Origin of the sequence: Ruegeria denitrificans (genome assembly GCF_001458295.1) — a bacterium.
Classification (GTDB): domain Bacteria; phylum Pseudomonadota; class Alphaproteobacteria; order Rhodobacterales; family Rhodobacteraceae; genus Ruegeria; species Ruegeria denitrificans.
This window is the reverse complement of the sequence record NZ_CYUD01000010.1, coordinates 61,710-87,322: the sequence shown is the minus strand read 5'-3', so window position 1 is coordinate 87,322 and position 25,613 is coordinate 61,710. Positions and strand designations below refer to the sequence as shown.

The 25,613-nt window shown below is 57.9% G+C and carries 24 protein-coding genes and 1 tRNA gene; 4 read left to right on the top strand and 21 right to left on the bottom strand.

Features of this window, described 5'->3' with window-relative positions; all coding sequences use genetic code 11:
• Window positions 1-144: 144 nt before the first annotated feature.
• Window positions 145-220, top strand: a tRNA-Trp gene (locus RUE5091_RS15750).
• A gap of 99 nt (window positions 221-319) precedes the next feature.
• On the opposite strand, the gene RUE5091_RS15745 is transcribed toward RUE5091_RS15750, so the two are convergent.
• Window positions 320-715, bottom strand: coding sequence for a hypothetical protein (locus RUE5091_RS15745; RefSeq protein ID WP_058282897.1), 396 nt, complete (start codon window positions 713-715; stop codon window positions 320-322).
• 334 nt (window positions 716-1,049) lie between these two features.
• Between RUE5091_RS15745 and lptF the strand changes: the two genes are divergently transcribed.
• Window positions 1,050-2,189: an LPS export ABC transporter permease LptF gene (gene lptF / locus RUE5091_RS15740; protein WP_058282896.1), complete on the top strand. Its 1,140-nt coding sequence runs from the start codon at window positions 1,050-1,052 to the stop codon at window positions 2,187-2,189.
• Here lptF and RUE5091_RS15735 read toward each other — a convergent pair.
• On the bottom strand, window positions 2,186-3,010 hold the full coding sequence (locus RUE5091_RS15735) for a LysR family transcriptional regulator (protein WP_058282895.1): 825 nt from the start codon (window positions 3,008-3,010) through the stop codon (window positions 2,186-2,188). The two genes, lptF and RUE5091_RS15735, sit on opposite strands and share 4 nt — an antisense overlap.
• 101 nt (window positions 3,011-3,111) lie before the next feature.
• Between RUE5091_RS15735 and RUE5091_RS15730 the strand changes: the two genes are divergently transcribed.
• Entirely contained in the window at window positions 3,112-3,702 is a 591-nt protein-coding gene (locus RUE5091_RS15730) for an HD domain-containing protein (protein ID WP_058282894.1), read from the top strand.
• Here the strand turns inward: RUE5091_RS15730 and speB are convergent.
• The 10 genes from speB to RUE5091_RS15685 form a co-directional block, all read right to left on the bottom strand.
• The gene (gene speB / locus RUE5091_RS15725; protein WP_058282893.1) at window positions 3,699-4,541 is read right to left on the bottom strand and encodes an agmatinase; all 843 of its coding nucleotides are present in this window, start codon (window positions 4,539-4,541) and stop codon (window positions 3,699-3,701) included. The genes RUE5091_RS15730 and speB overlap by 4 nt on opposite strands.
• Window positions 4,538-5,707: a carboxynorspermidine decarboxylase gene (gene nspC, locus RUE5091_RS15720; RefSeq protein WP_058282892.1), complete on the bottom strand. Its 1,170-nt coding sequence runs from the start codon at window positions 5,705-5,707 to the stop codon at window positions 4,538-4,540. Before nspC ends, speB begins: the two co-directional genes overlap by 4 nt.
• An 84-nt stretch (window positions 5,708-5,791) precedes the next feature.
• Window positions 5,792-7,015 carry a saccharopine dehydrogenase family protein gene (locus RUE5091_RS15715; RefSeq protein WP_058282891.1) on the bottom strand — a complete coding sequence of 408 codons (1,224 nt, stop codon included), beginning with the start codon at window positions 7,013-7,015 and terminating at the stop codon, window positions 5,792-5,794.
• Window positions 7,016-7,037: 22 nt separating this feature from the next.
• Window positions 7,038-8,927, bottom strand: coding sequence for a biosynthetic arginine decarboxylase (speA, locus tag RUE5091_RS15710; protein WP_058282890.1), 1,890 nt, complete (start codon window positions 8,925-8,927; stop codon window positions 7,038-7,040).
• 100 nt (window positions 8,928-9,027) lie between these two features.
• A complete protein-coding gene (locus RUE5091_RS15705; protein ID WP_058282889.1) occupies window positions 9,028-10,110 on the bottom strand; it encodes a DUF1513 domain-containing protein in 1,083 nt (360 codons plus the stop codon).
• A 3-nt stretch (window positions 10,111-10,113) separates the two neighbouring features.
• Window positions 10,114-11,124 (bottom strand): imelysin family protein, encoded by a 1,011-nt coding sequence (locus RUE5091_RS15700; RefSeq protein WP_058282888.1) that lies wholly within the window; start codon window positions 11,122-11,124, stop codon window positions 10,114-10,116.
• Window positions 11,124-12,608: a di-heme oxidoreductase family protein gene (locus RUE5091_RS15695; protein ID WP_058282887.1), complete on the bottom strand. Its 1,485-nt coding sequence runs from the start codon at window positions 12,606-12,608 to the stop codon at window positions 11,124-11,126. Before RUE5091_RS15695 ends, RUE5091_RS15700 begins: the two co-directional genes overlap by 1 nt.
• A gap of 16 nt (window positions 12,609-12,624) precedes the next feature.
• The gene (bfr, locus tag RUE5091_RS15690; protein ID WP_058282886.1) at window positions 12,625-13,110 is read right to left on the bottom strand and encodes a bacterioferritin; all 486 of its coding nucleotides are present in this window, start codon (window positions 13,108-13,110) and stop codon (window positions 12,625-12,627) included.
• A complete protein-coding gene (locus RUE5091_RS22695; RefSeq protein WP_082643680.1) occupies window positions 13,058-13,351 on the bottom strand; it encodes a (2Fe-2S)-binding protein in 294 nt (97 codons plus the stop codon). Before RUE5091_RS22695 ends, bfr begins: the two co-directional genes overlap by 53 nt.
• Window positions 13,352-13,484: 133 nt before the next feature.
• Window positions 13,485-14,756: an imelysin family protein gene (locus tag RUE5091_RS15685; protein ID WP_058282885.1), complete on the bottom strand. Its 1,272-nt coding sequence runs from the start codon at window positions 14,754-14,756 to the stop codon at window positions 13,485-13,487.
• Window positions 14,757-14,987: 231 nt separating this feature from the next.
• On the opposite strand from RUE5091_RS15685, the gene RUE5091_RS15680 reads away from it, so the two are divergent.
• Window positions 14,988-15,518 (top strand): ZrgA family zinc uptake protein, encoded by a 531-nt coding sequence (locus RUE5091_RS15680; protein ID WP_058282884.1) that lies wholly within the window; start codon window positions 14,988-14,990, stop codon window positions 15,516-15,518.
• Between the two features lie 32 nt (window positions 15,519-15,550).
• On the opposite strand, the gene RUE5091_RS15675 is transcribed toward RUE5091_RS15680, so the two are convergent.
• The 9 genes from RUE5091_RS15675 to xdhB form a co-directional block, all read right to left on the bottom strand.
• Entirely contained in the window at window positions 15,551-16,609 is a 1,059-nt protein-coding gene (locus RUE5091_RS15675; protein ID WP_058282883.1) for a ferredoxin--NADP reductase, read from the bottom strand.
• A gap of 12 nt (window positions 16,610-16,621) precedes the next feature.
• Complete coding sequence (locus tag RUE5091_RS15670; RefSeq protein ID WP_131726323.1) at window positions 16,622-17,095, bottom strand: hypothetical protein; 474 nt, start codon at window positions 17,093-17,095, stop codon at window positions 16,622-16,624.
• Window positions 17,096-17,113: 18 nt separating this feature from the next.
• On the bottom strand, window positions 17,114-18,265 hold the full coding sequence (locus tag RUE5091_RS15665) for an aromatic ring-hydroxylating oxygenase subunit alpha (RefSeq protein ID WP_243470798.1): 1,152 nt from the start codon (window positions 18,263-18,265) through the stop codon (window positions 17,114-17,116).
• A gap of 9 nt (window positions 18,266-18,274) precedes the next feature.
• The gene (locus tag RUE5091_RS15660) at window positions 18,275-18,538 is read right to left on the bottom strand and encodes a hypothetical protein (RefSeq protein ID WP_058282881.1); all 264 of its coding nucleotides are present in this window, start codon (window positions 18,536-18,538) and stop codon (window positions 18,275-18,277) included.
• The gene (locus RUE5091_RS15655; protein WP_058282880.1) at window positions 18,535-19,125 is read right to left on the bottom strand and encodes a TetR/AcrR family transcriptional regulator; all 591 of its coding nucleotides are present in this window, start codon (window positions 19,123-19,125) and stop codon (window positions 18,535-18,537) included. The genes RUE5091_RS15660 and RUE5091_RS15655 overlap by 4 nt, the downstream gene beginning before the upstream one ends.
• Before the next feature lie 231 nt (window positions 19,126-19,356).
• A complete protein-coding gene (gene guaD, locus RUE5091_RS15650; protein ID WP_058282879.1) occupies window positions 19,357-20,694 on the bottom strand; it encodes a guanine deaminase in 1,338 nt (445 codons plus the stop codon).
• 64 nt (window positions 20,695-20,758) lie between these two features.
• Window positions 20,759-22,360 carry a hypothetical protein gene (locus tag RUE5091_RS15645; protein WP_058282878.1) on the bottom strand — a complete coding sequence of 534 codons (1,602 nt, stop codon included), beginning with the start codon at window positions 22,358-22,360 and terminating at the stop codon, window positions 20,759-20,761.
• A 43-nt stretch (window positions 22,361-22,403) separates the two neighbouring features.
• Window positions 22,404-23,282 carry a xanthine dehydrogenase accessory protein XdhC gene (gene xdhC, locus RUE5091_RS15640; RefSeq protein ID WP_058282877.1) on the bottom strand — a complete coding sequence of 293 codons (879 nt, stop codon included), beginning with the start codon at window positions 23,280-23,282 and terminating at the stop codon, window positions 22,404-22,406.
• Window positions 23,283-23,285: 3 nt separating this feature from the next.
• Window positions 23,286-25,604, bottom strand: coding sequence for a xanthine dehydrogenase molybdopterin binding subunit (gene xdhB / locus RUE5091_RS15635; protein ID WP_058282876.1), 2,319 nt, complete (start codon window positions 25,602-25,604; stop codon window positions 23,286-23,288).
• Window positions 25,605-25,613 lie beyond the last annotated feature (9 nt).

Genomic DNA, 25,613 nt, shown 5'->3' with positions numbered 1-25,613 from the left:
GGATTGCGCCCCTCGTACTGACCAAACCGTGTCTTATAGAACTCAACGCTGTACGCAACTTGTTTGTCGGAAGCATTCGTCGCGCTGAATCTTAAAAAACCCTCTTGAGTCCGTCGCGCGGCTGGCATATCTGAGGCGCACCTTAGGGGTATAGCTCAGTTGGTAGAGCGACGGTCTCCAAAACCGTAGGTCGCGGGTTCGAACCCTGCTGCCCCTGCCATTTCACTTAATCTCTCGTTCCCATTGATCGCTCATGCCCAGTCAAACGCTGTGCACCGTGCTCTTTAGGTGAAGGAAGAGGTTATGAACGGCGGAGGTCTTACACGCACTCTTGCACGCCAAGACCGATCAGGTACGCGCCGGATACATATAGATACTCATCCGGGCCCGCAAATCTTGCTTTGGACATAAACCAATTTTTAATCGGGCGTGGGTAGTAAGTGGAAAGCGAGGCGCTTTGCTTGTCGAACTCCTCGGCGGTCATTTTTGTCCGGTTCACCCGGAACGGGCCGTGGAAGCCAAACAGTGTTTCAGATGAAACGCACACATCGTCTGCCCCCAAAAGCATGGTGCAACTAGAATTGCAGTAATCCCCGACGATCCGGATACGCGCGTTGGACCGGTTGGCGATTTCGATCTGTACCTTCCGGTCCAGAATTCGCCCGCCTGGATCGTTGACAACCTGTATCTCTTTCGATTCTGATGGCGCACTCATCAAGACGAGCGCTGCCAACGCTGCTATTAAGCCTCTCATCTGCCCGTCTGCTCAAAGTTTTTTTTAAACTTTAGCAGGAAATCATGGCGGTAGATACGCGGCGTAGGTGCGTGGCAATACGGCGCGGGCAAGGAAGACACACCCGAAGCTGAATGCAAGCAACTCCGGTGACATTGCTTGGGCGAACCGATCTCACCGCAGGCTCGGGTGTAAGCAAGCAAATCGTGTCCGTGGACTTCTCTGTTCAGAGGTGGTGACAAATGGCCGATCCCGGTTTCCTATGGCGGCGGAATGGCATAGTGTCCGCTCACCAAGGACACGCGTAAGAGGGCCTATGTCGCGTTTTGACGGATATTTCCTGCGGCAATTGCTGATTCTGTTCGGCTTTTTCACCCTGGTTTTGGTCGGTGTGTTCTGGATCACCCGATCCGTCAGCCTATTTGACCGGGTCATCAGTGGCGGACAATCTGCGATAGTGTTTCTGGAATTCTCGGCGCTGACCCTGCCGACGCTGATCCGGACGGTTATGCCGATGGCGGTGTTTGCTGCTGCTGTCTACGCCACCAACCGCCTGAGCCGCGAAAGCGAAATGACGGTAATGCTGGCCACCGGTTCCAGCCCCTGGCGGTTGGCCCGTGCGGTGTTCCTGTTCGGATTGGTGTCAGGGCTGATGATGGCTGCCATCAGCGTCTTTCTACGCCCCGCTTCCGTTGAACAGCTTGAACAGCGCCAGGCTGAGGTTGCCGGGGACGTCACTGCACAATTGCTGAATGAGGGCGAATTCCTGCACCCGGCCGTTGGTGTCACGGTCTATATTGGTGCTATTGATCTGGACGGTACCCTGTCCGAGGTTTTCGTGTCAGACCGGCGGGATCCTCAGAACCCGGTCAGCTATTCCTCGAAAACGGCTTATCTCGTCAACAATGAAACGGGCATGCATCTGGTGATGCTGGATGGGATTGCCCTGCGGCTGAATCTGCAAGGCTGGATCTTGTCATCGACACTGTTCGAGGATGCCTCGTACGACATTTCCACGCTGACAAATTCAGATATCACGACAGAACGCAGCCTTGAGGCGATACCCACTTTCGAACTTTTGCAGAACCGTGATGCCATCAACGCCGCCGAAGGGTTCCCAATTGGCGAACTGGTTGACGAATTGCATCAGCGGTTTTCCTGGATTGCCATTTGCATCGCAGTGGCTTTGGCCGGGTACGCCACGCTGATGCTGGGCAGTTTTTCACGATTTGGCTTGTGGCCGCAGATTCTGGGAGCCTTTTCAATTCTGGTCGTTCTCGAGGGCGTGCGGGGTTTTGTTTCTCCTGTAGTGATCGAGGAACCAAAGCTGTGGTTTCTGTTGTATCTACCAGCTGCTATCGGCATTGCGGTCTCCGGTGTGTTCCTGTTGGTCGCTGGACGCCCGTTGATGCGCAAGCGCCATAAGGGCGCGACGAACGCGATGTCCCAGGCCTAACTCGCGCGCAGATCGGACAGACACATCATGATATCTTCGCCGGTGGTGCTGTCTCGATGGGTTACCAGATACAGCGGCAACAACAGGTCGAGGGCACCGTCCACAGGAACCAGTTGACCCGAAGACAGATGATCTCTGATGACATATTCAGGAAAAAACCCAGTGCCGCCGCGCCGTAGGACATAGCGCAGGGCCATCAGGCAGTTGCCCAGAAACACCGTTTGCCCTGTGGCCTGCCGCGCGGCCGAACGGACGTGGTCCTGATAGACCTCTCCGAGTTCCAGGTTGACGAAAACCGGATCGTCCGTGGCTGGAGTTTTGACAAGCATCAAGCGCTCGGCGTTCAATTCGTATGACCGCACGCGCGAGTCTTTCGGCGCTTCATGGGTCAGTGCGGCGTCCAAAACATGGGTGGCGACCGCATCGGCCATGTTTGGATCGTGGTCATAGTTCAACGTCAACAAAAGCTGCCCGAGGCGTTGTTCAAATGCAACGGCCAGATCGACCAGAAGCGGGTCCCAGATGCTGAGTTGCGCACCAAGACGCAGAGCGACCCGGTTCTGCGTTTGCGAGGGTAAATCGCGCGCGGCAAAGGACCAAAGCGACAACATCTGTTCGGCGTAAGGCCGGAATTGTTGTCCGAATTCGGTCAAACTGGTGCCGCCGGCGCCGCGGGTGAACAGCGCCTTGCCCGTTTCTTCTTCGATCAGTCGGATGCGGGCGCTAACGGCGGTCTGGGTCACATTCAGTTTGCGGGCGGCGGCATGAAAGCCCCCGGTTTCGGCCACGCACAGAAAGGTCTCGATCGCTTTGAGTTGCATAGCGAAAGTATTTTTTCATCATATTGATAAAATCAATTCATTTTTTTGACCATCTGATTTGCGCTAACCTTCCGCCTAAAGATTAGCCAAAGGACCGCGCTATGCTGGACAAGAGCCATAAACCCACGTGGACCAGTTTCGAAGAGGCCACTAAGGCCGACTGGGACGCCGTCATGGACTATGAAGAGGCGTATAACGCCGCCTTGCCAGATCGGATTCTGGACGCGATCCGTTCGCTGGATGAAGATTGGACGCCCTACCCGGTGAACCGCTATCAGCACAGCCTTCAGGCTGCGACCCGCGCGTACGAGGACGGTGCGGATGAAGAGCTTGTGGTCGCTGCACTGATCCACGACACCGGCGATATCCTGTCACCCTATAACCATGGTGAGCTGTCAGCGGCGATGATGAAGCCTTATGTCAGCGAGAAAACCCATTGGATTCTCAAGCACCACTGCGTGTTTCAGGGGTATTATTACAACCATCACCTTGGCGGAGATCGCAACGCCCGCGACAAGTATCGCGACAGCCCGTATTGGGAGGACTGCCGCTATTTCTGCCATGAATACGATCAAAAGGCGTTCGACCCGGATTATCCGACCAAACCGCTCGAGTTCTTTGAGCCCATGCTGCGCCGCGTCCTGAACAAGGGCGAGGGGCATATGGAGTTGAATGAAACGTCCGAAAGTTAACAGGCTGCCATCAGGCGATAGACGATCTGCGCGGCAGTAAAGTCCCAGGCAGCATTGCCGTTGGGGGCCAGCTCCACCACGTCGAAGCCGACGCATTTGCGGCCCTTTAGGGCGTGTTCGACCAGCCGTAAGGCCTGATAGTAACCAAGACCGCCCGGTACTGGCGTCCCAGTGGCGGGCATGATGGCGGGGTCGAGACCGTCCACGTCAAAGCTGACATAGACCAGCTTGGGGAAATCCTCGGGCAGGTCGACGGCGTGGATATTGCCGGTCACCAGATTCTCGGCATCGACATGGAAAACGAGGTTTTTCAGTCGGCTTTGCGCCTCTTCAGTCGAAAAAGCGCGCACACCAAACTGGGCCAGTCGGATACCTTCCTCGGCCAGCAGATGCATGACCGAAGCGTGTGAGTGCTTTTCCCCCTGATAAGCATCGCGCAGGTCGGCATGGGCGTCGATCTGCACAATGCCGATAGGTTGACCGAGCGCGCGGGCCACCCCCATCACTGCACCGTAACTCAGCGAGTGCTCGCCGCCCAAAGTCACCGGCACTTTGTCCGCGCGAATGGCGGCCTCGGTGCGTTGAGCGAGGCGCTCCATGATCTCGGACAGCGACGCATCGCAATCCACGGGTTCTTCGGTGAAAATCCCCTCAATGCAAGGCTCGGCGTGGCCGGTGATGCGCTCCAGTTCATTGCTGGCCTCGATGATGGCCTCGGGGCCTTTGGCTGTGCCTGAACCGTAGGAGACCGTGCGCTCCAGCGGAACCGGGATCACGCGGAACCGGGCGCCCTCTGAGCGTTCGGTCGCGGTCAGTTCACTGTCGAGAAAAATGCTCATGAGAGTCGGTCCTTAAAGTCGTCATAGCCGAACTGTTTGATGATCGTTAGCTCGTCTGTTTCGCTGTTCCACAGCGCGATGGTGGGCAGAGGCACACCATTGAACGTGTTGGTTTTGACCATCGAGTAATGCGCCTGATCAAGAAAGGCAAAACGCTGGCCAATCTGCAGAGGCTTGTTCCATGTGTAGTCCCCGATCACATCACCGGCCAGACAGGAAGGGCCGCCCAGACGGTAAGTGTGTCCTGCCTCGGCCTCATCCATCAGGGCGGGGCGATAGGGGGCTTCGATCACGTCGGGCATGTGGCAGGTGGCCGAGATATCGGTGATGGCAAGATCCATGCCGTTGGTTGGTAGGTCGAGGATTTCTCCGACTAGAATACCTGCATCCAGCGCGATTGCCTCGCCGGGTTCGAGATAGACGTCAATGCCATAGGTTTCACGGATGTTCTTGATGAAAGCGATCAGCCCCTCGCGGTCATAATCGTCGCGGGTGATGTGGTGGCCACCGCCGAAATTCAGCCACTTGAGCTGACTGATATAGGGCGCAATTTTTGGTTCTACCGCAGCCCATGTACGCTGTAAGGGGTCGAAGCCTTGTTCGCAGAGCGTGTGCATGTGCAGGCCATCGACACCATTCAGGACCCCTGCGCTCAGCTGACTGACGGGGGTGCCCAGACGAGAACACGGCGCACATGGGTCGTATTTCGGAACTTCGCCTTCGGAATGTTCGGGATTAATGCGTAGACCGACCTGAACATTCGCAGCCAATGCTTTCGCAAGAAAGCGGTCCTTTTGCGTGGAGGAGTTGAAGATGATGTGGTCAGACAGCGACAGGATTTCGTCGATATCGGCGTCTTTGTAACCGGCGCTGAACGTAGCGACCTCGCCGCCATATTCTTCGCGGCCCAAACGGGCCTCGTAGATACCGCTGGCGCAGGTGCCGCCGAGATGCTGGCGGACCACCGGGGCCAGAGAAAACATGGAAAACGCCTTGAGCGCGCTGAGCACATGCGCGCCGGATTGGGTGCCGATATCGGAGAGGATGGTCAGGTTTCGCTCGACCGCTTTTTCATCGACCACGAAGCAAGGGGTTGGTACGCGGTTGAGGTCAAAATTGCGGAAGGCTCCGGCGTCACCAGCCTGCGTGGTCATCATTTCGGACATGTCCGGCGTCTCCGTTGAGTAGAGAGGCCGGGGGCTCTGCCCCCGGACTCCCAAGGTATTTTTAGCAAGATGAAGTTATGCGGGTCAGAAATCGACCGGGCCGTCCAGTTCGTGGACCTGCCATGGCAGGCCGTGCTCGTTCAGCATGTCCATGAAGTTGTCCGGATCGAGCTGCTCCATGTTCCACACGCCGGGTTCGGACCAGTTGCCTTTCAGCACCTGCGCCGCACCGATCATGGCGGGGACGCCGGTGGTGTAGCTAACGGCCTGGCTGCCGACCTCGGCATAGCATTCTTCGTGGTCGCAGATGTTGTAGATGTAATAGGTCTTCTCGCCCGAACCATCTTTGGCCTGACCCGTGGCGATGTCGCCGATGCAGGCCTTACCCTTCGTCTCTGCGCCCAGATCGCCGGGATCGGGCAACAGGGTTTTCAGGAACTGGATCGGGATGATTTCCTTGCCGTCATGCATGACCGGGTCGATGCGGGTCATGCCGACATTCTGGAGCACCGTTGCGTGTTTGATGTAAGCATCGCCGAAGGTCATCCAGAAACGGGCACGCTCGATCTCGGGGAAGTGGGTCGAGAGCGATTCCAGTTCCTCGTGATACATCTGGTACATGTTTTTCCGTCCGATGGCTGGAAAATCGTATTCAACCTTGTTGGTCAGCGCCGGGCTATGGTGCCATTCGCCGTTTTCCCAATGGCGCACTTCGGCCAGAACCTCGCGCAGGTTGATCTCGGGGTTGAAATTGGTGGCGAACTCTTGATCGTTGGAGCCGCCATTGGCGTCCAGCACGTCGATCTGGCGGATGGTGTCCAGCTTGTGTTTCTTCAACCATTTGGCGAACACGGATGTAACGCCAGGATCGAAGCCCGATCCGAGAATGGCGGTCAGGCCCGCCTCTTTGAACCGTTCCTGATAGGCCCACTGCCAGTGGTATTCGAACTTGGCCACGTCTTCGGGTTCATAGTTTGCGGTGTCGAGGTAGTGGATACCCGCCTCAAGGCAGGCATCCATCAGCACCAGGTCCTGATAGGGCAGGGCGAGGTTGACAAGCAGTTCGGCGCCGGTTTCCTTAATCAGCTTGACGGTGTCTTCAACCTTGTAGGCGTCAAGCTCCGCCGTGGCGATATCAACGCCTACGCGTTCTTTCACCGCTTTGGCGATGGCATCGCATTTCGATTTGGTGCGGCTGGCCAGAGTGATTTCGGTGAAGATGTCCGAATTCATCGCCATCTTATGCACGGCAGCGTGGGATACGCCGCCCGCGCCGACAACCAGTGTTTTGCCACTCAAAGTTCCCATGGGGGTAATCTCCTCTCTGGGGTTATTCGTAATAGGTGTAGCCGTTGATCGAGTCGCGATAGGCGCTCATCAGGGTTTTGCGGTCCTTGGCCATCAGAGTACCGGTCGAAATCGCCTCGTCCACCATTTTGCGGAACGCGGCGACGCAATCCTGCGGATCGAACTCGACATAGGACAGGACTTGGCTGATCGTGTCACCCTCTTGCTCGTGCAGCAGGTCAAAGCCGCCATCTGCGCGCAGGTCGATGGTAACGACATTGGTGTCCCCGAACAGGTTGTGCAGATCGCCCAGTGTTTCCTGATAGGCGCCCACGAAGAACACGCCCATCAGGTATTCCTGATCTTCGGGCAGGGAATGTACCGGCAAGCTGGGTGAAACACCGTCGGCCAGAATGAACCGGTCGATCTTACCGTCGCTGTCACAGGTGATGTCGGACAGAACCGCACGGCGGTCGGGTGTCCGGTTCAAGTTTTGCAGAGGCACGATCGGGTGCAGCTGGTCGATGGCCCAGACGTCTGGCAGCGACTGGAACAGCGAGAAGTTGCAGTGGTAGATATCCGCCACTTTCTCAAGCTGGTCGTCCACATCCGTATCCAGATCATCACTGGCGGCCAGCGCCTTGAGACGGGCCATCAGCGACAGGTAAATCCGCTCGGCCCGCGCCATCTGGCGCAGGTCGACATAGCCGCGGCGGAACAGCGCGCGCAGCTCGTTTCGGTAAAAATTGGCATCGTTCCAGCATTCCTGCAAACGCTCGGTGCTGAGGTACCCGTTGATCGCGGCAAGGTCTGAGACAAGATGGTGATCGTCCGCTTCGACCTCAGGGCCATTGGGGGCGTCATACAAGGTGCTTTCCAGCACGTTGAACACCAGCATCGACGATGTTGCCACCACGGCGCGTCCGCTCTCGGTCACCAGTGTAGGATGGTTCACTTCGGCCTCGTCCATGGCGTAGGCCACAGTTTCAACCACGTTGGCGCAGTATTCTTCGACCGTATAGTTGATCGAGTTCTCGGTAGCCTTCTTCTCACCCGTATAATCTACGCCCATGCCGCCGCCGAGATCCAGATGGGTCAGCGGCACGCCCTCGCGCGTCAGTTCGGTGTAGTAGCGGCAGGCCTCACCCACGGCGCGGCGCACGTCGTTGACGTCCTGCACCTGGCTGCCCAGATGCGAGTGCTGCAACTTCAGGCAATGCAGCAGACCGGCCGCTTTCAGCATATCCACAGTAGCCACCAATTGGTCGGTGTTCATTCCAAAGGCGGACCGGTCACCCGAGCTTTCTTCCCATTTGCCGCTGATCTGATTGGTCAGTTTCACCCTCACCCCGATCAGGGGTTCGATGCCCAGCTCGTTAAAGACCTCGATCACCGTTTCGGCCTCTTTCGGACTTTCCAGAACGATGACCGTGTTGAAGCCGATCTTGCGGCTGAGGATGGCAAGTTGGATGAACTCGGCATCCTTGACGCCATTGCAGACAATCAGCGCTTCGCTGGCCAGACGGTGCGCCAATGCGACGACCAATTCGGGCTTGGACCCGGCCTCGAGCCCGTAATTGTATTTCTTGCCGAACTCGACGATCCGGTCGACCACCTGGGCCTGCTGGTTCACCTTGATCGGGAAGACGCCGCGATAGCTGCCTTTGTAGCCGACACGTGCAATCGCATCGCGAAAGCTTTCGTTGATATGGGCAATCTCGTTTTCCAGATACGAGCTGATGCGCAGCAACATCGGTGCCTTGATACCGCGTTCGTCTAGATCCTGCAGAATTCCCGGCAGACTGATCGCCTCTGCCTCGGGCACAAGAGGATTGCGCAGACCGATCTCGCCCTGCTCCGTCACCTCGATGAGGCCTTTGCCCCATTTCTCAACCCCGTAGATGGAATGCGGTGCGTCGGGCGTCTGTTTCAATCAGGTCAATCCTTGCAATTAATGTGCCGGTCTCGCGCCCGCCATTACGGCAGCTGTTTGATTCTTCCAAGTGTAATCTATGTGGTCGGGTTTGCCGAGTTTATGCAGGCTTGCGAATTGGGATCAGGTGATTGTCCCATTGACAGTCCGGTCGGGCCGAAATGTGGGGTCCGGATGTCAGCTCTCCGACAATCCCGGTGCCGGTGGTAAAAAAATAGCCTTCGGGGCCTGGGCCAAGGCCGCAGACGTCCTCCAACGGGAAAACACCAGTCAATTGCCCGTCCGCGACGCTGAACCGGTGCAAGGCGTTGCCGCGCGGGCAGGTGATGGCAACCGTGGATCCATCGCCGGCAAAGGCGACGCTGCCCGCATAGCCTTGCAACGTACTTTGCACGGCCTCAGGGGCCGAAAGCAAACGGAGGGTTTCGCCCCGACGGTGCAGGCCGAGCAGAGGAGGGTGCTGCGCTTTATCTCCCTGCCACTGCATCGCAAAGGCCACCAACCCGTCGCGTCGCACCGCCAGATGCCGGATCGAGTTCTTATGCAGAGCGCGTGGCAGTTCAACCTGTTCCAAGACCGTGCCGGACACATCCAGATAGGTCAGCCGTGGCTGCATTGTTGGCAAGTTCAGCTTGGTGCGTCCCGTCTCGGGGTGGGTTTCGATGCCGCCATTAGCGATGGCCAGCGTTTGCCCGTCGGGCATCAGCCTCATATCATGTGGGCCGACACCGCCCGAGGGGAACTCGCCCATGCGGGTATAGTCGTCTGTGTTCCAGACGCCGATCACGCCATCTGCGGCCTCATAGTCGTTTTCGGTGGTGAACAGGCGGGAGCCGTCAGGCGAAAAGACGCCATGGCCATAGAAATGGCGACCTTCGGGGGCAGTCAGCCGGGTGATTTCGGTGCCTGTGGTACAGTCGATGACCACCGCAAAGGTGCCGGGGCGGCGGGCAAAGGCCACGGCCTGTGCCCAGTGCGGATGGGCTGCTGCCGCGTGGCCGCGCGCGGGCAGGGGCAGGGAAAACAAGATATCTCCGCCCGTATCAAGCCCGGCCAGCCGATAGCTGCCATCCGGGAACAAGGCCGCGGCCAGATAATCCGGCGAACCAACTGCCGCCCACCCACGTATCGGTGCAAGGCTGGTGGCGGCCAGACCGGCCAAGAAATGGCGTCGACTGGGCACGGGTCAATCCCCGTCCAGTGAATTGAACCCGGCGTTGATGCCCAGTGTCGGACCCAGCTTGGTTGAGGCAATTGTGCGGATATCATTGATCGCCTGTTGCAAGGCTTCGACCCGAATACGGCCCCGCGGGGTGGCGACCCCGGCGAGCGCCGGATCGTTCAGAGATTGCGCCCGGATGATGGCCTTGTCGAAAGCGCTGTCCAGATCGTCGGCAATCTCTGGGTGGTCCACCGACAGGCGCGCGGACAGATCGCGCAGGGCGATCAAGGACAATTCGACGTGGCGCAGCGAGCGGTCCGACCGGCGCGCCTCGGCCCGGTTGGGGCGGGGACGGTCGAAGGTGCCCATTGGGCGGCCAAGGCGGGTATCTCCGGTAAATTCAAGGCCGGTCACAAGCGCTTTGTAAAGCTCTTGCAGGGCCTCGTCATCCGACCGATAGAGGGCGTTGTCACCCGGTTGGATCAGGGCGGTTGCATAGTCGCCCCAATCCGCGTTTATCGCGCGGGCATTGTCGTCGATATCGGTGGTGATGGCCCGTATCAACGCACAGCGATAGCCTTCGTTACCCTGATCCGAAAACTTGGGGTCAAAGAGCATCTGCTCTAACGCAAAAAAGCCTCGTCCGGCGACGGATGTCTCGGCAAATTCCTCGGGGCTTTCAACGGCGGCATCTTCGTTTGAGATCAACCCGGACAAGGCCTTGGGCGTAAACCCTTTAGTGTCCGGCCAGAAAGCCAGCGCAAAGGCGCGGTCGTCCACTTCGGTTGGACCAAAGCGCAGATGGCTGACCGAAATCCAGTCGTCGAAGGCCGTGTGATAGGCGGCGCGCAAATCGGGCGAGTTTGGGGAGCAATCAGTTTGCGCGGCCTGCGTCAGCGCTCCGGTCGCATCAGCCAGTGAGGCGAAACCGGGTATAATGTGTCTTTCAACAACGTCCGAAAGGATCGGTCCTCGGTCCTGCGCCAACGCGGAAAAAGGCAGCGCCACAGCAACTGCAGCAATAAGGATACGCATTAAAGGCTTTCCAGAAAACGGATCAGGGCATCGCGATCAGGTTTGGGCATGGCAACGACCGCATCCCGGGCCGCCTGAGCCTCGCCTCCATGCCACAGGATGGCCTCCAGCAAAGATTGCGCCCGACCATCATGCAGGAACTGGGTGTGGCCTGACACCTGTTCGGTCAATCCGATACCCCAAAGCGGTGGTGTCTTCCATTCGCGGCCTGTGGCGCGGCCTTCGGGGCGGTTATCGGCCAGCCCCTCGCCCATGTCGTGCAGAAGCAGGTCGGTATAAGGCCAAATCAGCTGGAAACTCTGCTCTGGCCGATCCGTCATGCGATGGGTGACAAAGGCCGGTGTGTGGCAGGACGCGCAGCCAGTGTCATGAAACACCTGCTTGCCGCGCAGCACTTCGGGATCGTCCAAATCCCGCCGCGCAGGTACGCCCAGATTGCGGCTATAAAAGGCAACCAGATCCATGCTGATCTGGTCAATCTCAAACACGCGCGTATCACCATCGCCATGCGGGCCCTTCACACAGTCAATTTGCGCCTCGGTACAATCACCGTGGCTGGCGGGGTAAAGCGGGCTTGAGATGCCGATATCACCGGCAAAGGCCGCAGCCGATTGTTCCATAATTGTGGGCATGCCGGCCTTGTGCCCGTATCGACCCATCATCGGTGTATCAAATTCAGTTGCCCAGACAATGTTCGGTCGGCCGGAAATACCATCCCCATCCGCATCGTCAGGATCTGCGTTGGCCAGCAGGTCCTCGACCGGGATTGCTTCGAGCAGGCCAAGCCCGATCATTTGTGGTGCCACACGGGGGCTAAGCATGGCATCTGGGTGCAGTGGCCCATAGCCAAGGTCAGCTGCAGTGTAGGTCGGTTTACGTAAAGTGACTGTTTCACCATCCGACAGGGTTACCGGGACGTCTTCGTATGTGATGTCCAAGGTATACTCGGCCTGATGGCCCAGCAGGGCCAGATCCTGCATCTGGCTACCGTAGGTCGGATCAGGCTGGGTGGCGATATAGTCTTCGATCTCTTGATGCCCGGGACCACCAGGGATCGAGACCCGCAGGAACATCGAAATCGCGTTGTCATCCGGGCCGCTGGGCGTGTGCCCGCGCCCGTCCTTGATGTGACAGCGCTGGCACGAACGGGCATTGTATAGCGGTCCCAGCCCGTCCGAGGCCAACGTAGAGGCCGGGGAAGACACCCAGATTTTCCGGAACAGCCCGTTGCCGACCCGAAAGTCCAGTTCCTGCTCAAAGCTCAGATTGCCCGAGGGTTGCGAGAACGCGTCAGCGTCAGTGCGCGCGCGGACCGTGGCAGCCCCGCCGGGCAGGTCTTCGAATCTTTGAGGTGCGTTGAAATCTATGGGCGGGGCGGTCACGTTTGCGATACGCGCGCGCTCATCCTCGGTTCTGGGTTCGAAATTCAGGTGGAGATCCTGCAGCTCGGCTGCCGAGGTTTGGGTGGCCGCCAATGCGGCCACCAACAGGATGAAAAGGCTATTCGCCTTCGTCCATCTTCGATGCGTTGAGTTGCGCATAATTGGCTTCGCCAATCCTTTCGTACAGGTCGAGCTGCGTTTCCAGAAAATCGATATGACCTTCTTCATCGCGCAGCAATCCTTCGAACAGCGACATCGAGACAAAGTCCCCCGCTTCGCGGCAGTGATCGCGCGCCTCGGCGTACAGCGCGCGGGCTTCCAGTTCTGCGGCCAGGTCGCATTCCATTGTTTCCTTGGGGGTCTGACCGATCCTCAGGGGGTTGAGTTTTTGCAGGTTGGGGTGGCCTTCCAGAAAAATGATCCGCTCGATCAGCTTGTCCGCGTGTTCCATTTCTTCGATGGATTCTTCGCGGCTTTTCTTGGCCATGTGGCCAAGCCCCCAATCCTCCTGCAGGCGGTAATGCAGCCAATACTGACTTACCGCCGTCAGTTCATGCCGCAGAGATTTGTTCAGATACTCTAAGACCTTGGGATCGCCCTTCATCTGCTTTCTCCTGTGTGGCTCCGGTGCGCAGCGCGCGGAGTTGGATGGGTACTTCCAGATTATCGTTCGATCGCATCGTGTCTAGGAAAAGCGGCATGCAACCGCCACAATCCGCAGATTTTCCGAGGGCGTGATAGATCTTGCCGGGGGTTATGATCGCTTGTGCATCCGACGCCCGCATCCAGTCGATCGCGGCGCGAATATCCTGGTCAGATATGTTTGTGCAGTGACATACAATCATAGCGAATCTGTGCTCGGGTTATTTCTTACTTAATTAGTAAGCTATTTTTCTGAGGTCCAGCGATAAGTCACAATTCTGCGTGACAATAAGGTTGGGGGCGTGAATTTGCGCACGCCCCCAGCAAGGGGTCTGCTTATTGGAAAACAGCGTTAGGGTTATCTAGGCTGTCGGAGCCTTCGAAGTCGATCTGATCCAAGTCCAGAGTGGTCACGATACGCTCGATCGTCTTGGTCTGATCGACCAGACCATTGACGCCGCCCATGATCAGCAGCTCGCCACCTTCGTTGCCGCGTTCCAGCATCTGGTCATAGGCGAAACCGGCTTCGGCAGTCGATTTCAAACGGCCCAAGGCCTGCATAGTGTTGGCCAGTTTGACCTTCATCTCGGCGTCCAGCGACGGATCGGCTGAGATCACCAGATCCGACAACGAAGCGCCGGATACCGGGGTGCCGTCGATACGGGTGTAGATGCCCAGATAGACGTTCTGAACGCCCAGGCCATCGTAATAGTGGCTGTTGTGGGTGTTGTCCGAGAAGCAATCATGCTCTTCCTCGGGGTCGTTCAGCATCAGGCCAAGGCGCATACGCTCACCTGCCTGTTCGCCATAAGACAACGAGCCCATGCCGGTCAGGATGGCACTGACACCTGCGGTTTCATTCGTAGTCAGGGCAGTGCGCGCCTCTCCACCTTCGGCCCATTGCGCGGCCATCCATTCCAGATCGCTGACCAGCAAGTCGGTTGCGGCGCTCAGGTACTGGGCGCGGCGATCGCAGTTGCCGCCGGTGCAGGCGTCACCCTGAACGTAATCGGTATAGGGACGGTTACCCGCACCTGCGCCGTGGCCGTTCAGGTCCTGACCCCATAGCAGGAATTCGATGGCGTGGTAGCCAGTGGCAACGTTTGCCTCGATCCCGTCGGCTTCGTGCAGTGTTTCGCCCAGCAGTTCCGGCGTGATTTCGCTGGCGTCGATAGTTTCGCCTGAGAGGTTAAAGCTGGGGTTGGCGATCACGTTCAGCGCGGCAAACTCGTTTTCATCGGTCGGCCCGCTGTAAGAGGCGTCGACATAGTCGATCAGGCCTTCGTCCAGTGGCCAGGCGTTCACTTTGCCTTCCCAATCATCAACGATGGCGTTGCCAAATCGGTAGACCTCGGTTTGCTGATAGGGCACGCGAGCAGCAACCCAGGCGGCACGGGCTGCGTTCAGGGTGGCGTCCGACGGCTCGGAGATCAGGGCGTTCACAGCCTCGTTCAATGTTTTGGCTGCGATCAGGCTGTCGTCATACTTCGCTTCGGCGATGTTTGCGTAGGTGTCCAGAACATCGGCCTTTGACGGCGCATCGCCAGCAACGGCTGCAGATGCGATGCCAAGGGTCAGGATGCTGGTGGCGGCGAAGAAACGGGTCATTGAGGGGGTGCTTTCCTGTAAGAAAAAATTTTGCGCTGCCTATGCCGCGCGTATGGTGCAATAACTGAGTTAAATAGTAAGCTATGTCAACCTGAGTTTTATTGTCGGATAATCACCTCCACCTTAGGCACTCCCCATTATTGGTGGGGGCCGTAAGTAGGGCCAAGATTGCACGGGATTTGAAACATATTAGAATGACCTCTGTGATTCCCTGGTAAGTGGTGCCTGTTTATGAAACGCGCAGCTTTCGCCCTGCCTTTGATTTCTGCGATTGCTCTGTCGCAGGCTCATAGTGTTGTTGCGCAGGAACATACCTCGGGTCATTTGAATATCGTGTTTTCCGAGGCTGAATTCACCTTGTCGCTTGCGCTGCCGGTTGTTGAAATCCTTGGCACCAATAAACTGGTGGAAAACGACGAAAGCCGGGCATCGGTGGCTGTGGCCATATCTGACCTCTCCAAGCCGCTGGAGCTGTTTATTGTAACTGAGGAGGCCGAGTGTTTTACTGCGATGGCCAACGTCACCCTGTCGGCCATAGGATTGGGGCAAAACACGGATACGACCGGGTCGGGTGGTGATGACAGCAATGAGTTTCAGGCCGAATATCTGATCCAATGTGAAAATATCGAAGTTATCGAGACCATCCGATTTGCTTATTTTGATCGTTTCCCATCGGTTGAAACCCTGGCCGTCCAAGTGGATCGCGCAGGTCAGAGCAGCACGCATGACGTCACACGCGCCGCACCTGATCTGACGTTCTGAAAACGAAGATCGGTTTGAACTTTCGGTTCTGATTAATCCTCAAATCGCACGGACAGGTTCTTTTGCGTCGCCACACTTTGGCAGCACAGAATTTGCCCCTTTTCCACGTCCCGGTCTTCCAGGGCCATCCGATTGCGCATATGAACCGAGCCGTCTTCAAGATAGGCGACACAAGCGCCACACACGCCGGATTGGCAACTGAAAGGCGGGTTCAATCCGGCTGCGAGGGCTGCGTCCAGAATGGTTTGTCCGGCAGCAACAGGCACATCCGCCACCTTGTCGCCTAGCGATATTCGGGCGGTTGCCGCCATGCCAGTCTCGCTCAGGTCGTCTTCAATGTCTCCACCAAAGCTTTCCATGTGGATGCGATCGTCCGGGACATCCAGGTTTCGCAGTGCTCCCCGGATGTCTGAATTCATACTGCCGGGACCGCAGATCCAGTAATGAGTGTCCTGCGCCACCGGTGGCGTTTCGGCGAGTGCTGCCTGAATGGTATCTGCGTCCAGCCGCCCAGTGCGCCACGGTGAAAACCAGCTGAGCAAGGACGGATGTGACAAGACATGGCGAAGGGTGAACCGGTCCGGGTGTTGCGCCTGCATCTGCTCAAGCTCATCGCAGAAAATGATGCTGTTCGCGTTGGCATTGCCATAAATCAGATGGGCCGTGGAATGGGGCTCATCGGCCAGAACCGATTTGATCATCGCATAAAGCGGCGTGATGCCGCTGCCAGCCCCAAAGAAATAATGAGTGCAGCGCTTCAGGGGGCCCGGCTGCAGTGTGAAATGTCCGAAGGGGGGCATGACCTCAACCGTGTCACCGGCTGACAGGGTGTCTCCTATGTGGTTGGAAATGATCCCATCCTTCACGCGCTTGACCGTGATGCGCAGCGCAGACCCCGGCGGGTTTGAGATGGTGTAGCTGCGCCTTTGCTCCGCACCGGCAATCTGGAATCTGACCGTCAGATGTTGCCCGGGCGCCCATTGAAACAGATCGGCCAATGCTGGGGGGACGTCGAAAGTGACACTGGTGGCCGCGCCGCCGATTTCCTGGCGGGTGTCGGCCACGGTCAGGGTATGAAAGTCACGTTGCATAAAAAGGTCCCGTCATCGGTAATCATAAGTCGTGGTCAAAGACCGGATCACAGTGCCGCCAAGATAAGGTGCAAAAACGAACGCGTCTGTCTGGCGCATTTTGCCGCTGTATCCTTGCCAATCATAGTCGACAACCGTCACGGCGGAGACATGCGACACACCATCCTCAGTATGCGATGAAATCACGGGCGCGGACCGGGCGGTTTCCACGTAACCTTCCAGCGCTTTGGCGATCTCGGGGTCTTCTGCGTCGGTGTCATCGGCAACACGGTATGAGAACACATCATCAGGCTGCCCCATCCCGTATTTGAGGATGATCTGGTGCGTGGCCTCGGGGTGCCAGTCGCTCCAGGTTGCAAGCAGGCTTTGTTCATCCTGCGCTTGAAGGATGCGTGCGGCAATGTCTTCCGGCGCGTCGGCTTGCGCCGTCAGCACCAGAGTCGAAGCAAGCGCGACGCCGATCAGGGTGGCTTGAACTGGTTTCATGATCATTCTCCGGGGCATTCAGCTGTCTTGCATGAAATTCAGCACCGCCTTCTGGTGCTGGGTGATAGGGCTTTCGCCAACCCCGGCGGGGCCGATTTCCAGATACGGGCTTTTCAGCGACTTCTGTTGCTGTTCGCAGGCATAGGTATCCTCGGTCGTGAAGTCGCCCGAGGCCATCGGGTCGTCTGCGCCCGCAGTATCGTCGCCTTGATATTTTGGGCCGCCGAAGTCCTTCCAGAAGCTCCAGCTTTTCCACTGCTGTTTCTGAAAGGCCCAATCTGATGCGTTGGCGAGTTTTGTGCGGTTCTCGATCCGGGTCAGATCGGGGGCCAGCGGCGTGATGATGAACAGGTTCCAGCTTTCTTCGCTGGCGCCGATGCCAATGCCGGGAAACAGCATCGGAACCCAAGCGCCTGTATGAGGTTCGGGGATCGTGCGGGGCATCGGCAGGTTGGATTCAAGATCCCTCGCATAGCCTTCGGACGGGGGTTCCCAGAAATGATAGTGCGGCCCCTTCCAGCCGTATTCCGCCTTGGCATGATCATACATGTGCAGCGTATTCGAATGCAGATGGCTCAGGTGGTAGACGTCGATGTAATTCTCGACAACGATCTTCCAATTGGCCTTGATTTCATAGCTGTTGCGCCCTTCCGTATATTCGACCAGTTCTTCGGGCTTGTGCGGGCCCAGCAGGGGATCGACCTCTCCGAGCCATTCCGCAAGGGTGGGGGCATCAGGGTCCGGATGCACGAACAGCATCCCACGCCAGACATCCACGCTGGCCGGTTTGAGGCCGTGACAGGATTTGTCGACGCCATTGGGGAATTCTGAGGCCTCATCCGGGACTGAGATCAGATTACCCTCCAGATCATAGGTCCAGTCGTGATAGGGGCAGGTCAGCGCCTTTTGCGCTTTGCCGACCGCGCGGATCAATTGAGTGCCCCGATGACGGCATATGTTATGAAAGGCACGCAGCCGGTGATCCCGGCCCATGACGATGAACAAATTGTTCAGCCCAGCCTGAACCGACAGATAATGCCCCGGCCCTTCGATATCTTCAACCAGCCCGGCACACCGCCAGCTGCGTGAGAAAATCTGGCGTTGTTCTCGGTCAAACCATTCTTGCGAGGTATAAGCCTCGACCGGCAGATGGTGATACATTTTGGTCATCTTGGCACCTTAAGCTAGAAGATGGGCGTATTGAGGAAACAGGCTGGCGGCGATCATCATCAAGCCCAGCACAGCCCAGAGGCCAACGATGGCCCAGTACAATAAAGGGTCATCGTCGCGGTTGATTTCGAACACTAGAAAGGCCTGTCCGTTCAGGATTGTCGGGACGATCCACCAGACAAAGAGCAGCCCCCAGACCCAGTAGAGGCCAAGCACTGTCGCTACCAACAGGATGGGCAAGGCAATGTAGTTGGCTGTGCGCGTCGGGCTCATGATTTGCCCTCCAGTGTTGAAGCCAGCAGAGAGGCGGCGAGTTTCAATTCCGCACGCCATGCTTCGGGCGGCTCCAATGGGGACAAGGCGTCCATACTGACAAAAATTGCCGAGATGCCCTGCGTTACGGCGCGAATGCTTGCATCCGGGGCCATCGGGGCAGCACGGCGCAGGATTGCCTCGACCACGTCGAAGAATTCAGTGAGGCTATCCGTCAGGCCCTGCCGCAGGTCCGGGCGATCCGGGACTGTTGTCACCAGTGCCTGATAGGTTAGCATCAACCGTGGATCAGTTCCGACGTCTTCCGAGAATAGCGTATCCACAAGATCCGAGGGTGTCGCTGTTTCCGGCAAAACATGGCGCAATCCATCCAGCGATGTTGCAAAACCGGAAATTACATAATCGGCCAGTGCCGTAATCATTTCATCCTTGTTTCCAAGGTAGTGACGCAAAAGCGGGCGCTTGACGCCTGCTTCATCGGCAATCCGCGCCTGGGTCGCGCCCTCAAGCCCGAACCGCGCTACGCAGGTCAGATAGGCGTCGAGTATTTCGTGCGATCTTTGGTCTTTTAGCGAAGGTCTGGGCATTTCGATCTCGTTTATTGTCACGAATGACAAATAATCGAGAAATATACTTTGTCAACCATGACAATTTATTTTTCGAACTGAGAGCGATGAAAATCCGATCTTGGTTGGTGGTGATAAAAAGCGGAAATGGTTGTCAGTTGCACCCGGCCCGGTCAGGCTGCACCTACAGTTCGTGGGAATGTTTGGCCGTTAAGCGGTCACGTCACGGCCAAACACAGGTCATATGTTCAGTTATACGGGGTCGAACTCAAAATTGGTTTCGGAGTTCTGACCGGACACAGACTTGCTGGGCGCGCCCGACACATAGACTTCTTCAATCGCGCGATCGTCGCCCATCATCTGCAGAACGAACAATTCTTCTGCAAGACTACCAACACGATCCATGCGCAGCGCCATGGCGGAGGTGCTACGGGCGTTCAGAACAACGACATCTGCCTCTGTTCCGGGGTCGAGATTGCCGATTTTGTCTTCCAGACCCAGAACGCAGGCATTACCGCGCGTTGCCCAGTGGAAGGCCTGCAAAGGGTGCAGGGCCAGCCCTTGCAATTGCAGGATCTTGTAGCCCTCGTTCAGGGTTTGCAGCATCGAATAGCTGGTGCCTGCACCAACATCCGTCGCGATCCCGTTTGAGATGCCGCGCGCGCTCAGGCCCCCATGATCAAACAGGCCACTGCCCAGGAACAGGTTCGAGGTCGGACAGAACACCGGATGCGCACCGGTTTCTGCAAGAGCGTCGATCTCGCGCGGCTCCAGATGGATGGAGTGCCCCAGCAGGGTCTTTTGCCCCAGCAGACCATGAGACTGATAGACGTCCAGATAGTCGCGTGCCTGCGGGTAAAGCTGCTTGGTGAAGGCGATCTCATCCTTGTTTTCCGACAGATGCGTCTGGATGTGGCAATCCGGATGCTCCTGCGCCAAGGCCTGCGCCATCGCCATCTGTTCCGGCGTTGAAGTGATCGCGAACCGAGGGGTGATGACATAGCCGTTACGGCCCTTGCCATGCCAATCTGCAATCAGGGCCTTGGTGTCATCGTACCCAGTTTGCGGCGTGTCTTGCAGACCCTCGGGCGCGTTGCGATCCATCAGGACCTTGCCGCCAAGCATGCGCATGTTTCGTCTGGTCGCCTCAGTAAAGAACGCATCCGCCGATGTCTTGTGGACCGAACAATAAGCCACGGCGGTCGTGGTGCCGTGAGTGACGAGCTGATCGAAGAACGCCCGCGCCATGGTTGCGCTGTGTGCATCCGAGGCAAACCGGGTTTCTTCCGGGAAGGTGTAGTTGTTGAGCCAGTCCAAAAGCTGCGCGCCCCACGAGGCGATCACCTGAACTTGGGGAAAGTGAATATGGGTGTCGATGAAACCGGCCATCATCAGGTGCGGGCGGTGGTCTGTGATCGGCACATCTCCGGCTTTCGCGCTGATCTCGGTGAAGGGGCCGGTGTCCTGGATGATCCCGTCTTGAATCAGCAGGGCACCATCTTCGAGATACGTATAGGCGCCGGAATCTTCGCCGCTTAGGGGTTCGCGATGAAAGGTCAGCAGACGACCGCGAAGCAATCTCTGTGTCATGAAAGGTCTCGTTTGTAGGATAGGGAAACGGTAGGGGGCAGCCCTGCGACTGCCCCGCTAAGGATCAGGCCTGTTGTGCAGGCGAGTCGTCGTCGATCAGATCAGGCTCATCCGGTACGATCACACGATGCTCAAGATCCTCTTTGGGCGCGAACATCGGGTAGACGTAAAGGAACGCGCCGATGATCAGGTAACCAATGGTGATCCCGTCGAACTGAGGCATTTGCAGCGTATACGAGTGAATGATACCGATGGACGACATCAGCCCGCCTGCGACGGCAAACAACCCAGCAGTCCGGAAGCGACCGTCAATCACGTCAGCCACGATGGCACCCCAGACCAGACCGGTGATGATCGCACCCTGGCTCAGGGCAAGGTGACCTTCGTAATGGGCACCTTCCATCAGCAGAGCGGCAGTCAGTCCTTCGTCACCCAGCGAGGGCAGACCTTCGACTCCAGTACTGCGCAGCGCGTTCATCAGCGATCCCCATTTGACCATCAAGAAGGCCGAAATGTGGGGCAGGATCGCGAAGGAGACCGCAGCCATGTGCATCGGCTTCACAGCCCAGGCTGTGTTGGTGATCAGGCTGACCGAGACAAAGACCAGTACAGGAGCTGCTGCGGCGATCGGGATCAGACCCGCGAGGAACGACAAGAAGCCCAGGAAGGCGGCAACTGCGATCACAACAGCTACACCGACGATATAGCCCGCGTGCGCATCAAGCCGCTTGTAAGCCGGATGACCGATGTAAACGGTTGTCGGGAAAGGCGAGCCAAACAGCGCGCCCAGCATCGTGCCTGCGCCATCGGTCACCTGGCACAGTCCGACCGGATAGTGGTCGCCTGCGGCTTCGGCCGATTCCACGTTGTTCATGGTCTCGATGAAGTTGTAGATTTGCACCGGGATCAGCACCAGAAACAGCTCGGGGTTGGCGAACAGGTACTGCACACCGGCGATGAGGTCACCGATATAGGGGATGGGTGGGTAGAAGCCGATGCCGCTTACGTCAATTTTGGATTCGCCAAGGATGATCGCAATCACCGTACCGGCAGCGATCGCAACCAGACCGGCCGGAACGTTGCCCGGCAGGCGGAAACGCCCGATCAGACCCCAGAGGATAAACAGCAGCGAAGTAAAGCCGATGATGGGGTTTTCGAACACTTCGGCCAGAGGCACGGAACCGATAAAGACTAGCGCAATGCCGCAGAGCGTGCCCAGCATACCAGCACGGGGTGTGATCCGCTTGAGGTAAGGGCCGACAAGCGCGCCCAATGCTGCAACGATGCCGCCCATAAAGCCCGCGCCGATGCCAACTTGCCACGCCAGCATTGGATCATTGGTCGCCCAATAGATCGGTCCGATCACACCGAACAGATAGACAAACATAACCGGCGTCGAGATGCCGTAGGGCAGAGCGGTAACGTCCTTGCCCTGTTTGTTGGCTGCCCATCTGGCGAGCAATGTGTAAACCGCGACACCAGCCAGGATCGCAACGGCGGCACCGGGGACGATGCGGCCAAAGACTATTTCGGCGGGCATTTGAAACACGAATTGGCAGACCCCGGAAAGGATCAGCAAATTCACCAGGTTGTCAGTAAACAGCGCCCAAAAAGCGCTGAAGTCGCTGCGGGTAAACAGCTTGTATTCGTAGGTCCTCCCGTCCATGACGGTCTCCTCCTCTGATGTGACCGGAATGGCCCGACAGATGTCAGGCCGATCTCCCTTTCCGGTCGTGATGGTGGCCCAGCAGGGGCGCCTGGTTTGCCCCGTTCGGGGCGGTCGCGGCAGTTTCAGAGGTCAATTCAGCCATCACCTCGGCCACCACGAAGGCAGCGATGACGCTGGGCCGCTTGTCGCGGCTGCCGCTTGCCCCAATGGGACATTTCAAGTGTTCGATAGACTGTCCGTCACAATGTTTGTGCGCCCAGTTCCGGAGTTTCACCCGCTTGGTGGCGGACCCGATCATCCCCACATAAGCGGCGTCCTGACGTTCCAGCGCGGCGGATGTCAGCAGGAAATCAAGCCCATGATCATGGGTCAGAATGATAAAGGCACTGCCCGCAGGCGCACCCCAGATATCCGTTTCGGGGATCGCGCTGACGCGGGTTTCGACATTGGCTGTGCAAAGTTCGACCTCTTCGGGTCTGGTGTCGACGAGGATGCAGCGCACCGGCAGATGCTGAAGTTGATTGGTCAAAGCGCGCCCCACGTGGCCCGCTCCCATGACATAGACATGGGGCAAAGCCTCGTCGCGCTGGGTTGCGCGTTCTGTGGCGGCCCATTTGTCCGACGCGCGCATGCGGGTCAGTTTCATCTCGACCCGCCCACCGCAGCACTGGCCGATCTCCGGGCCAAGCGGCACATCCAGATCTTTATGCAACACGCCATCGCGCAGCATGTCGCGGGCGGCGTTGATGGCCATGAACTCTAGCTGTCCACCACCGATGGTTCCCCACAGCGCCCCGGGTGCTACGAACATCTCGGTCCCTTCGTTGCGCGGCGACGACCCGCGCACGCGGGTCAGCGCAACGCGGATCACGCTGTGCTGCGCGGACAGGAATTCGTTCAGGGAACCGGGGACAGTCATGACTTAGGGCCCCTTTTGCAGCCGCGAAACGGCCATCAGGACACGTTCGGGCGTGGCTGGAGCGTCAAGGCGCGGGCATTCCCGGTAATCAGCAACCGAGGCCACGGCCATCGACAGCGCCTCGAGCACCGAGATACCCAGCATGAACGGCGGCTCACCAACAGCTTTGGACCGTTTGATGGTCAACTCGCGGTTTTCAGACCAATCGGCGAGGTTTACGTTGAAGATACGCGGGCGGTCTGACGCGAGCGGGATCTTGTAGGTTGACGGCGCGTGGGTGCGCAGACGGCCTGCATCGTCCCACCAAAGCTCTTCGGTTGTCAGCCATCCCATGCCTTGTATGAACGCACCTTCGACCTGACCCTTGTCGAGCACAGGGTTCAGCGAGCGTCCGACGTCGTGCAAAAGATCAGTACGCTCGACCCGGTATTCACCTGTCAGGGTGTCAATCGTCACTTCCGAACAAGACGCGCCATAGGAGTAGTAGTAGAACGGACGACCTTGCCCCTTAGCTCGATCCCAGTGGATTTTCGGGGTTTTGTAGAACCCGGCCGCCGACAGCTGCACACGCGCCAGATAGGCCTGTTTGATGAACGTGTCGAAAGGCAGAACCTCGTTGCCGATGTGCACCTGATTGGCGTGGAAGGCCACGTCCTCGGGTGTAACATCCCAGTTCTCAGCGGCGAATTTCACCAGGCGTGCTTTGATCTGTTCAACCGCGTTCAACGCGGCCATGCCGTTCAGATCGGTCCCGCTGGAGGCCGCGGTGGCCGAAGTGTTGGGAACCTTCTCGGTCGTTGTTTTGGTGATCTTGATCCGGCTGAAATCGACTTGAAACGCCTCGGCCACAACTTGCGCGACCTTGGTGTTCAGGCCTTGCCCCATTTCGGTGCCGCCGTGGTTCAGGTGGATCGAACCATCGTTATAGACGTGCACCAGTGCACCAGCTTGATTGTACCAGGTCGCGGTAAATGAAATACCGAATTTGACCGGCGTCAACGCGATGCCCTTTTTCAGGATCGGAGATGTCTTGTTGAACTCGATGATGTCCTGACGACGCTTGCGGTATTCGGATGTCTCTTCCAGCTCTCCGATCAGCCGGTCGAGGATGCTGTCTTCGACCTCTTGGTGATACGGGGTTATGTTACGGTCGTCGGTGCCGTAGAAATTGGCTTTGCGCACATCCAGCGGGTCTTGCCCGGTGGCATAGGCGATCTCTTCGATCATCCGCTCTGCGGCGATCACGCCTTGCGGGCCGCCGAACCCACGGAACGCGGTGTTGGATACCGTGTTGGTTTTCATAGGATGGCTGTTCAGGCGCACATTCGGATAAAAATAGGCGTTGTCCGCGTGGAAAAGCGCCCGGTCGGTCACGGGCCCCGACAGGTCCGCCGAGAAACCGCAGCGCGCGGCAAAGCTGCCTTCGACAGCCTGAATGCGGCCATCGTCGTCAAAGGCAACATCATAGTCGATTACAAAGTCATGGCGTTTGCCGGTGGCCGTCATGTCCTGATCCCGGTCGGGGCGGATTTTCACGGCGCGATTCCACTTTTTGGCAGCCATGGCTGCGACCGCGCAGAACAGGTTCATCTGGCTTTCCTTGCCGCCAAATCCACCACCCATGCGGCGCACATTGACCACAACAGCGTTTGATGGCACGCCGAGAACATGGGCTACCATATGCTGCGCCTCGGACGGGTGCTGGGTCGAGCAATGAACGATCACATCATCGTCTTCGCCCGGAATGGCAAAGGCGATGTGACCTTCGAGGTACATGTGATCCTGACCGCCGACATTCATACGGCCTTTGATCCGGTTCGGTGCCGCCGCCTGAGCCGGCGCAACGTCACCGCGCTCCAGCTTGAGCGGCGCTGTGACATGCGGATACCCGGCTTCTTGCGCGGCAATCGGGTCAAGCGCGTGGGGTAAGGTTTCGTAGTTGATTTTTGCCAGTTCTGCGGCGCGGCGTGCAATGTCGCGGGTTTCGGCAACGACGGCAAACAGCGGCTGGCCGTGAAACTGAATGGCATCGGTCGGGAAAACCGGCTCGTCATTCAGGTGTGTTGGGCTGATGTCATTGACCCCAGGCACATCATCCGCGGTCAGTACGCCGACGACACCGGGTGTGGCCAGAACGTCGGTGAAATCAATGCCCAACAGTTTGGCATGGGCGACGTCGGAGACGCCGAGATACGCGTGCAGCGTGCCTTCGGGTTGGGCAATGTCGTCGGTATAGTCGGCCCGGCCAGTGACATGCTTGTTGGCGCTGTCATGTTTGACGTTGGTGTGGGCTGATCCAATGATGGAAACGTTATCTTTCATCTTTTCGTC

What these genes read in the sequence shown, in the direction of transcription:
- RUE5091_RS15745 (WP_058282897.1), bottom strand. Translation starts at nt 715, where the DNA reads ATGAGTGCGCCATCAGAATCGAAAGAGATACAGGTTGTCAACGATCCA.
- lptF (WP_058282896.1), top strand. Translation starts at nt 1,050, where the DNA reads ATGTCGCGTTTTGACGGATATTTCCTGCGGCAATTGCTGATTCTGTTC.
- RUE5091_RS15735 (WP_058282895.1), bottom strand. Translation starts at nt 3,010, where the DNA reads ATGCAACTCAAAGCGATCGAGACCTTTCTGTGCGTGGCCGAAACCGGG.
- RUE5091_RS15730 (WP_058282894.1), top strand. Translation starts at nt 3,112, where the DNA reads ATGCTGGACAAGAGCCATAAACCCACGTGGACCAGTTTCGAAGAGGCC.
- speB (WP_058282893.1), bottom strand. Translation starts at nt 4,541, where the DNA reads ATGAGCATTTTTCTCGACAGTGAACTGACCGCGACCGAACGCTCAGAG.
- nspC (WP_058282892.1), bottom strand. Translation starts at nt 5,707, where the DNA reads ATGTCCGAAATGATGACCACGCAGGCTGGTGACGCCGGAGCCTTCCGC.
- RUE5091_RS15715 (WP_058282891.1), bottom strand. Translation starts at nt 7,015, where the DNA reads ATGGGAACTTTGAGTGGCAAAACACTGGTTGTCGGCGCGGGCGGCGTA.
- RUE5091_RS15700 (WP_058282888.1), bottom strand. Translation starts at nt 11,124, where the DNA reads ATGCGTATCCTTATTGCTGCAGTTGCTGTGGCGCTGCCTTTTTCCGCG.
- bfr (WP_058282886.1), bottom strand. Translation starts at nt 13,110, where the DNA reads ATGAAGGGCGATCCCAAGGTCTTAGAGTATCTGAACAAATCTCTGCGG.
- RUE5091_RS22695 (WP_082643680.1), bottom strand. Translation starts at nt 13,351, where the DNA reads ATGATTGTATGTCACTGCACAAACATATCTGACCAGGATATTCGCGCC.
- RUE5091_RS15685 (WP_058282885.1), bottom strand. Translation starts at nt 14,756, where the DNA reads ATGACCCGTTTCTTCGCCGCCACCAGCATCCTGACCCTTGGCATCGCA.
- RUE5091_RS15680 (WP_058282884.1), top strand. Translation starts at nt 14,988, where the DNA reads ATGAAACGCGCAGCTTTCGCCCTGCCTTTGATTTCTGCGATTGCTCTG.
- RUE5091_RS15675 (WP_058282883.1), bottom strand. Translation starts at nt 16,609, where the DNA reads ATGCAACGTGACTTTCATACCCTGACCGTGGCCGACACCCGCCAGGAA.
- RUE5091_RS15670 (WP_131726323.1), bottom strand. Translation starts at nt 17,095, where the DNA reads ATGAAACCAGTTCAAGCCACCCTGATCGGCGTCGCGCTTGCTTCGACT.
- RUE5091_RS15665 (WP_243470798.1), bottom strand. Translation starts at nt 18,265, where the DNA reads ATGACCAAAATGTATCACCATCTGCCGGTCGAGGCTTATACCTCGCAA.
- RUE5091_RS15660 (WP_058282881.1), bottom strand. Translation starts at nt 18,538, where the DNA reads ATGAGCCCGACGCGCACAGCCAACTACATTGCCTTGCCCATCCTGTTG.
- RUE5091_RS15655 (WP_058282880.1), bottom strand. Translation starts at nt 19,125, where the DNA reads ATGCCCAGACCTTCGCTAAAAGACCAAAGATCGCACGAAATACTCGAC.
- guaD (WP_058282879.1), bottom strand. Translation starts at nt 20,694, where the DNA reads ATGACACAGAGATTGCTTCGCGGTCGTCTGCTGACCTTTCATCGCGAA.
- RUE5091_RS15645 (WP_058282878.1), bottom strand. Translation starts at nt 22,360, where the DNA reads ATGGACGGGAGGACCTACGAATACAAGCTGTTTACCCGCAGCGACTTC.
- xdhC (WP_058282877.1), bottom strand. Translation starts at nt 23,282, where the DNA reads ATGACTGTCCCCGGTTCCCTGAACGAATTCCTGTCCGCGCAGCACAGC.
- xdhB (WP_058282876.1), bottom strand. Translation starts at nt 25,604, where the DNA reads ATGAAAGATAACGTTTCCATCATTGGATCAGCCCACACCAACGTCAAA.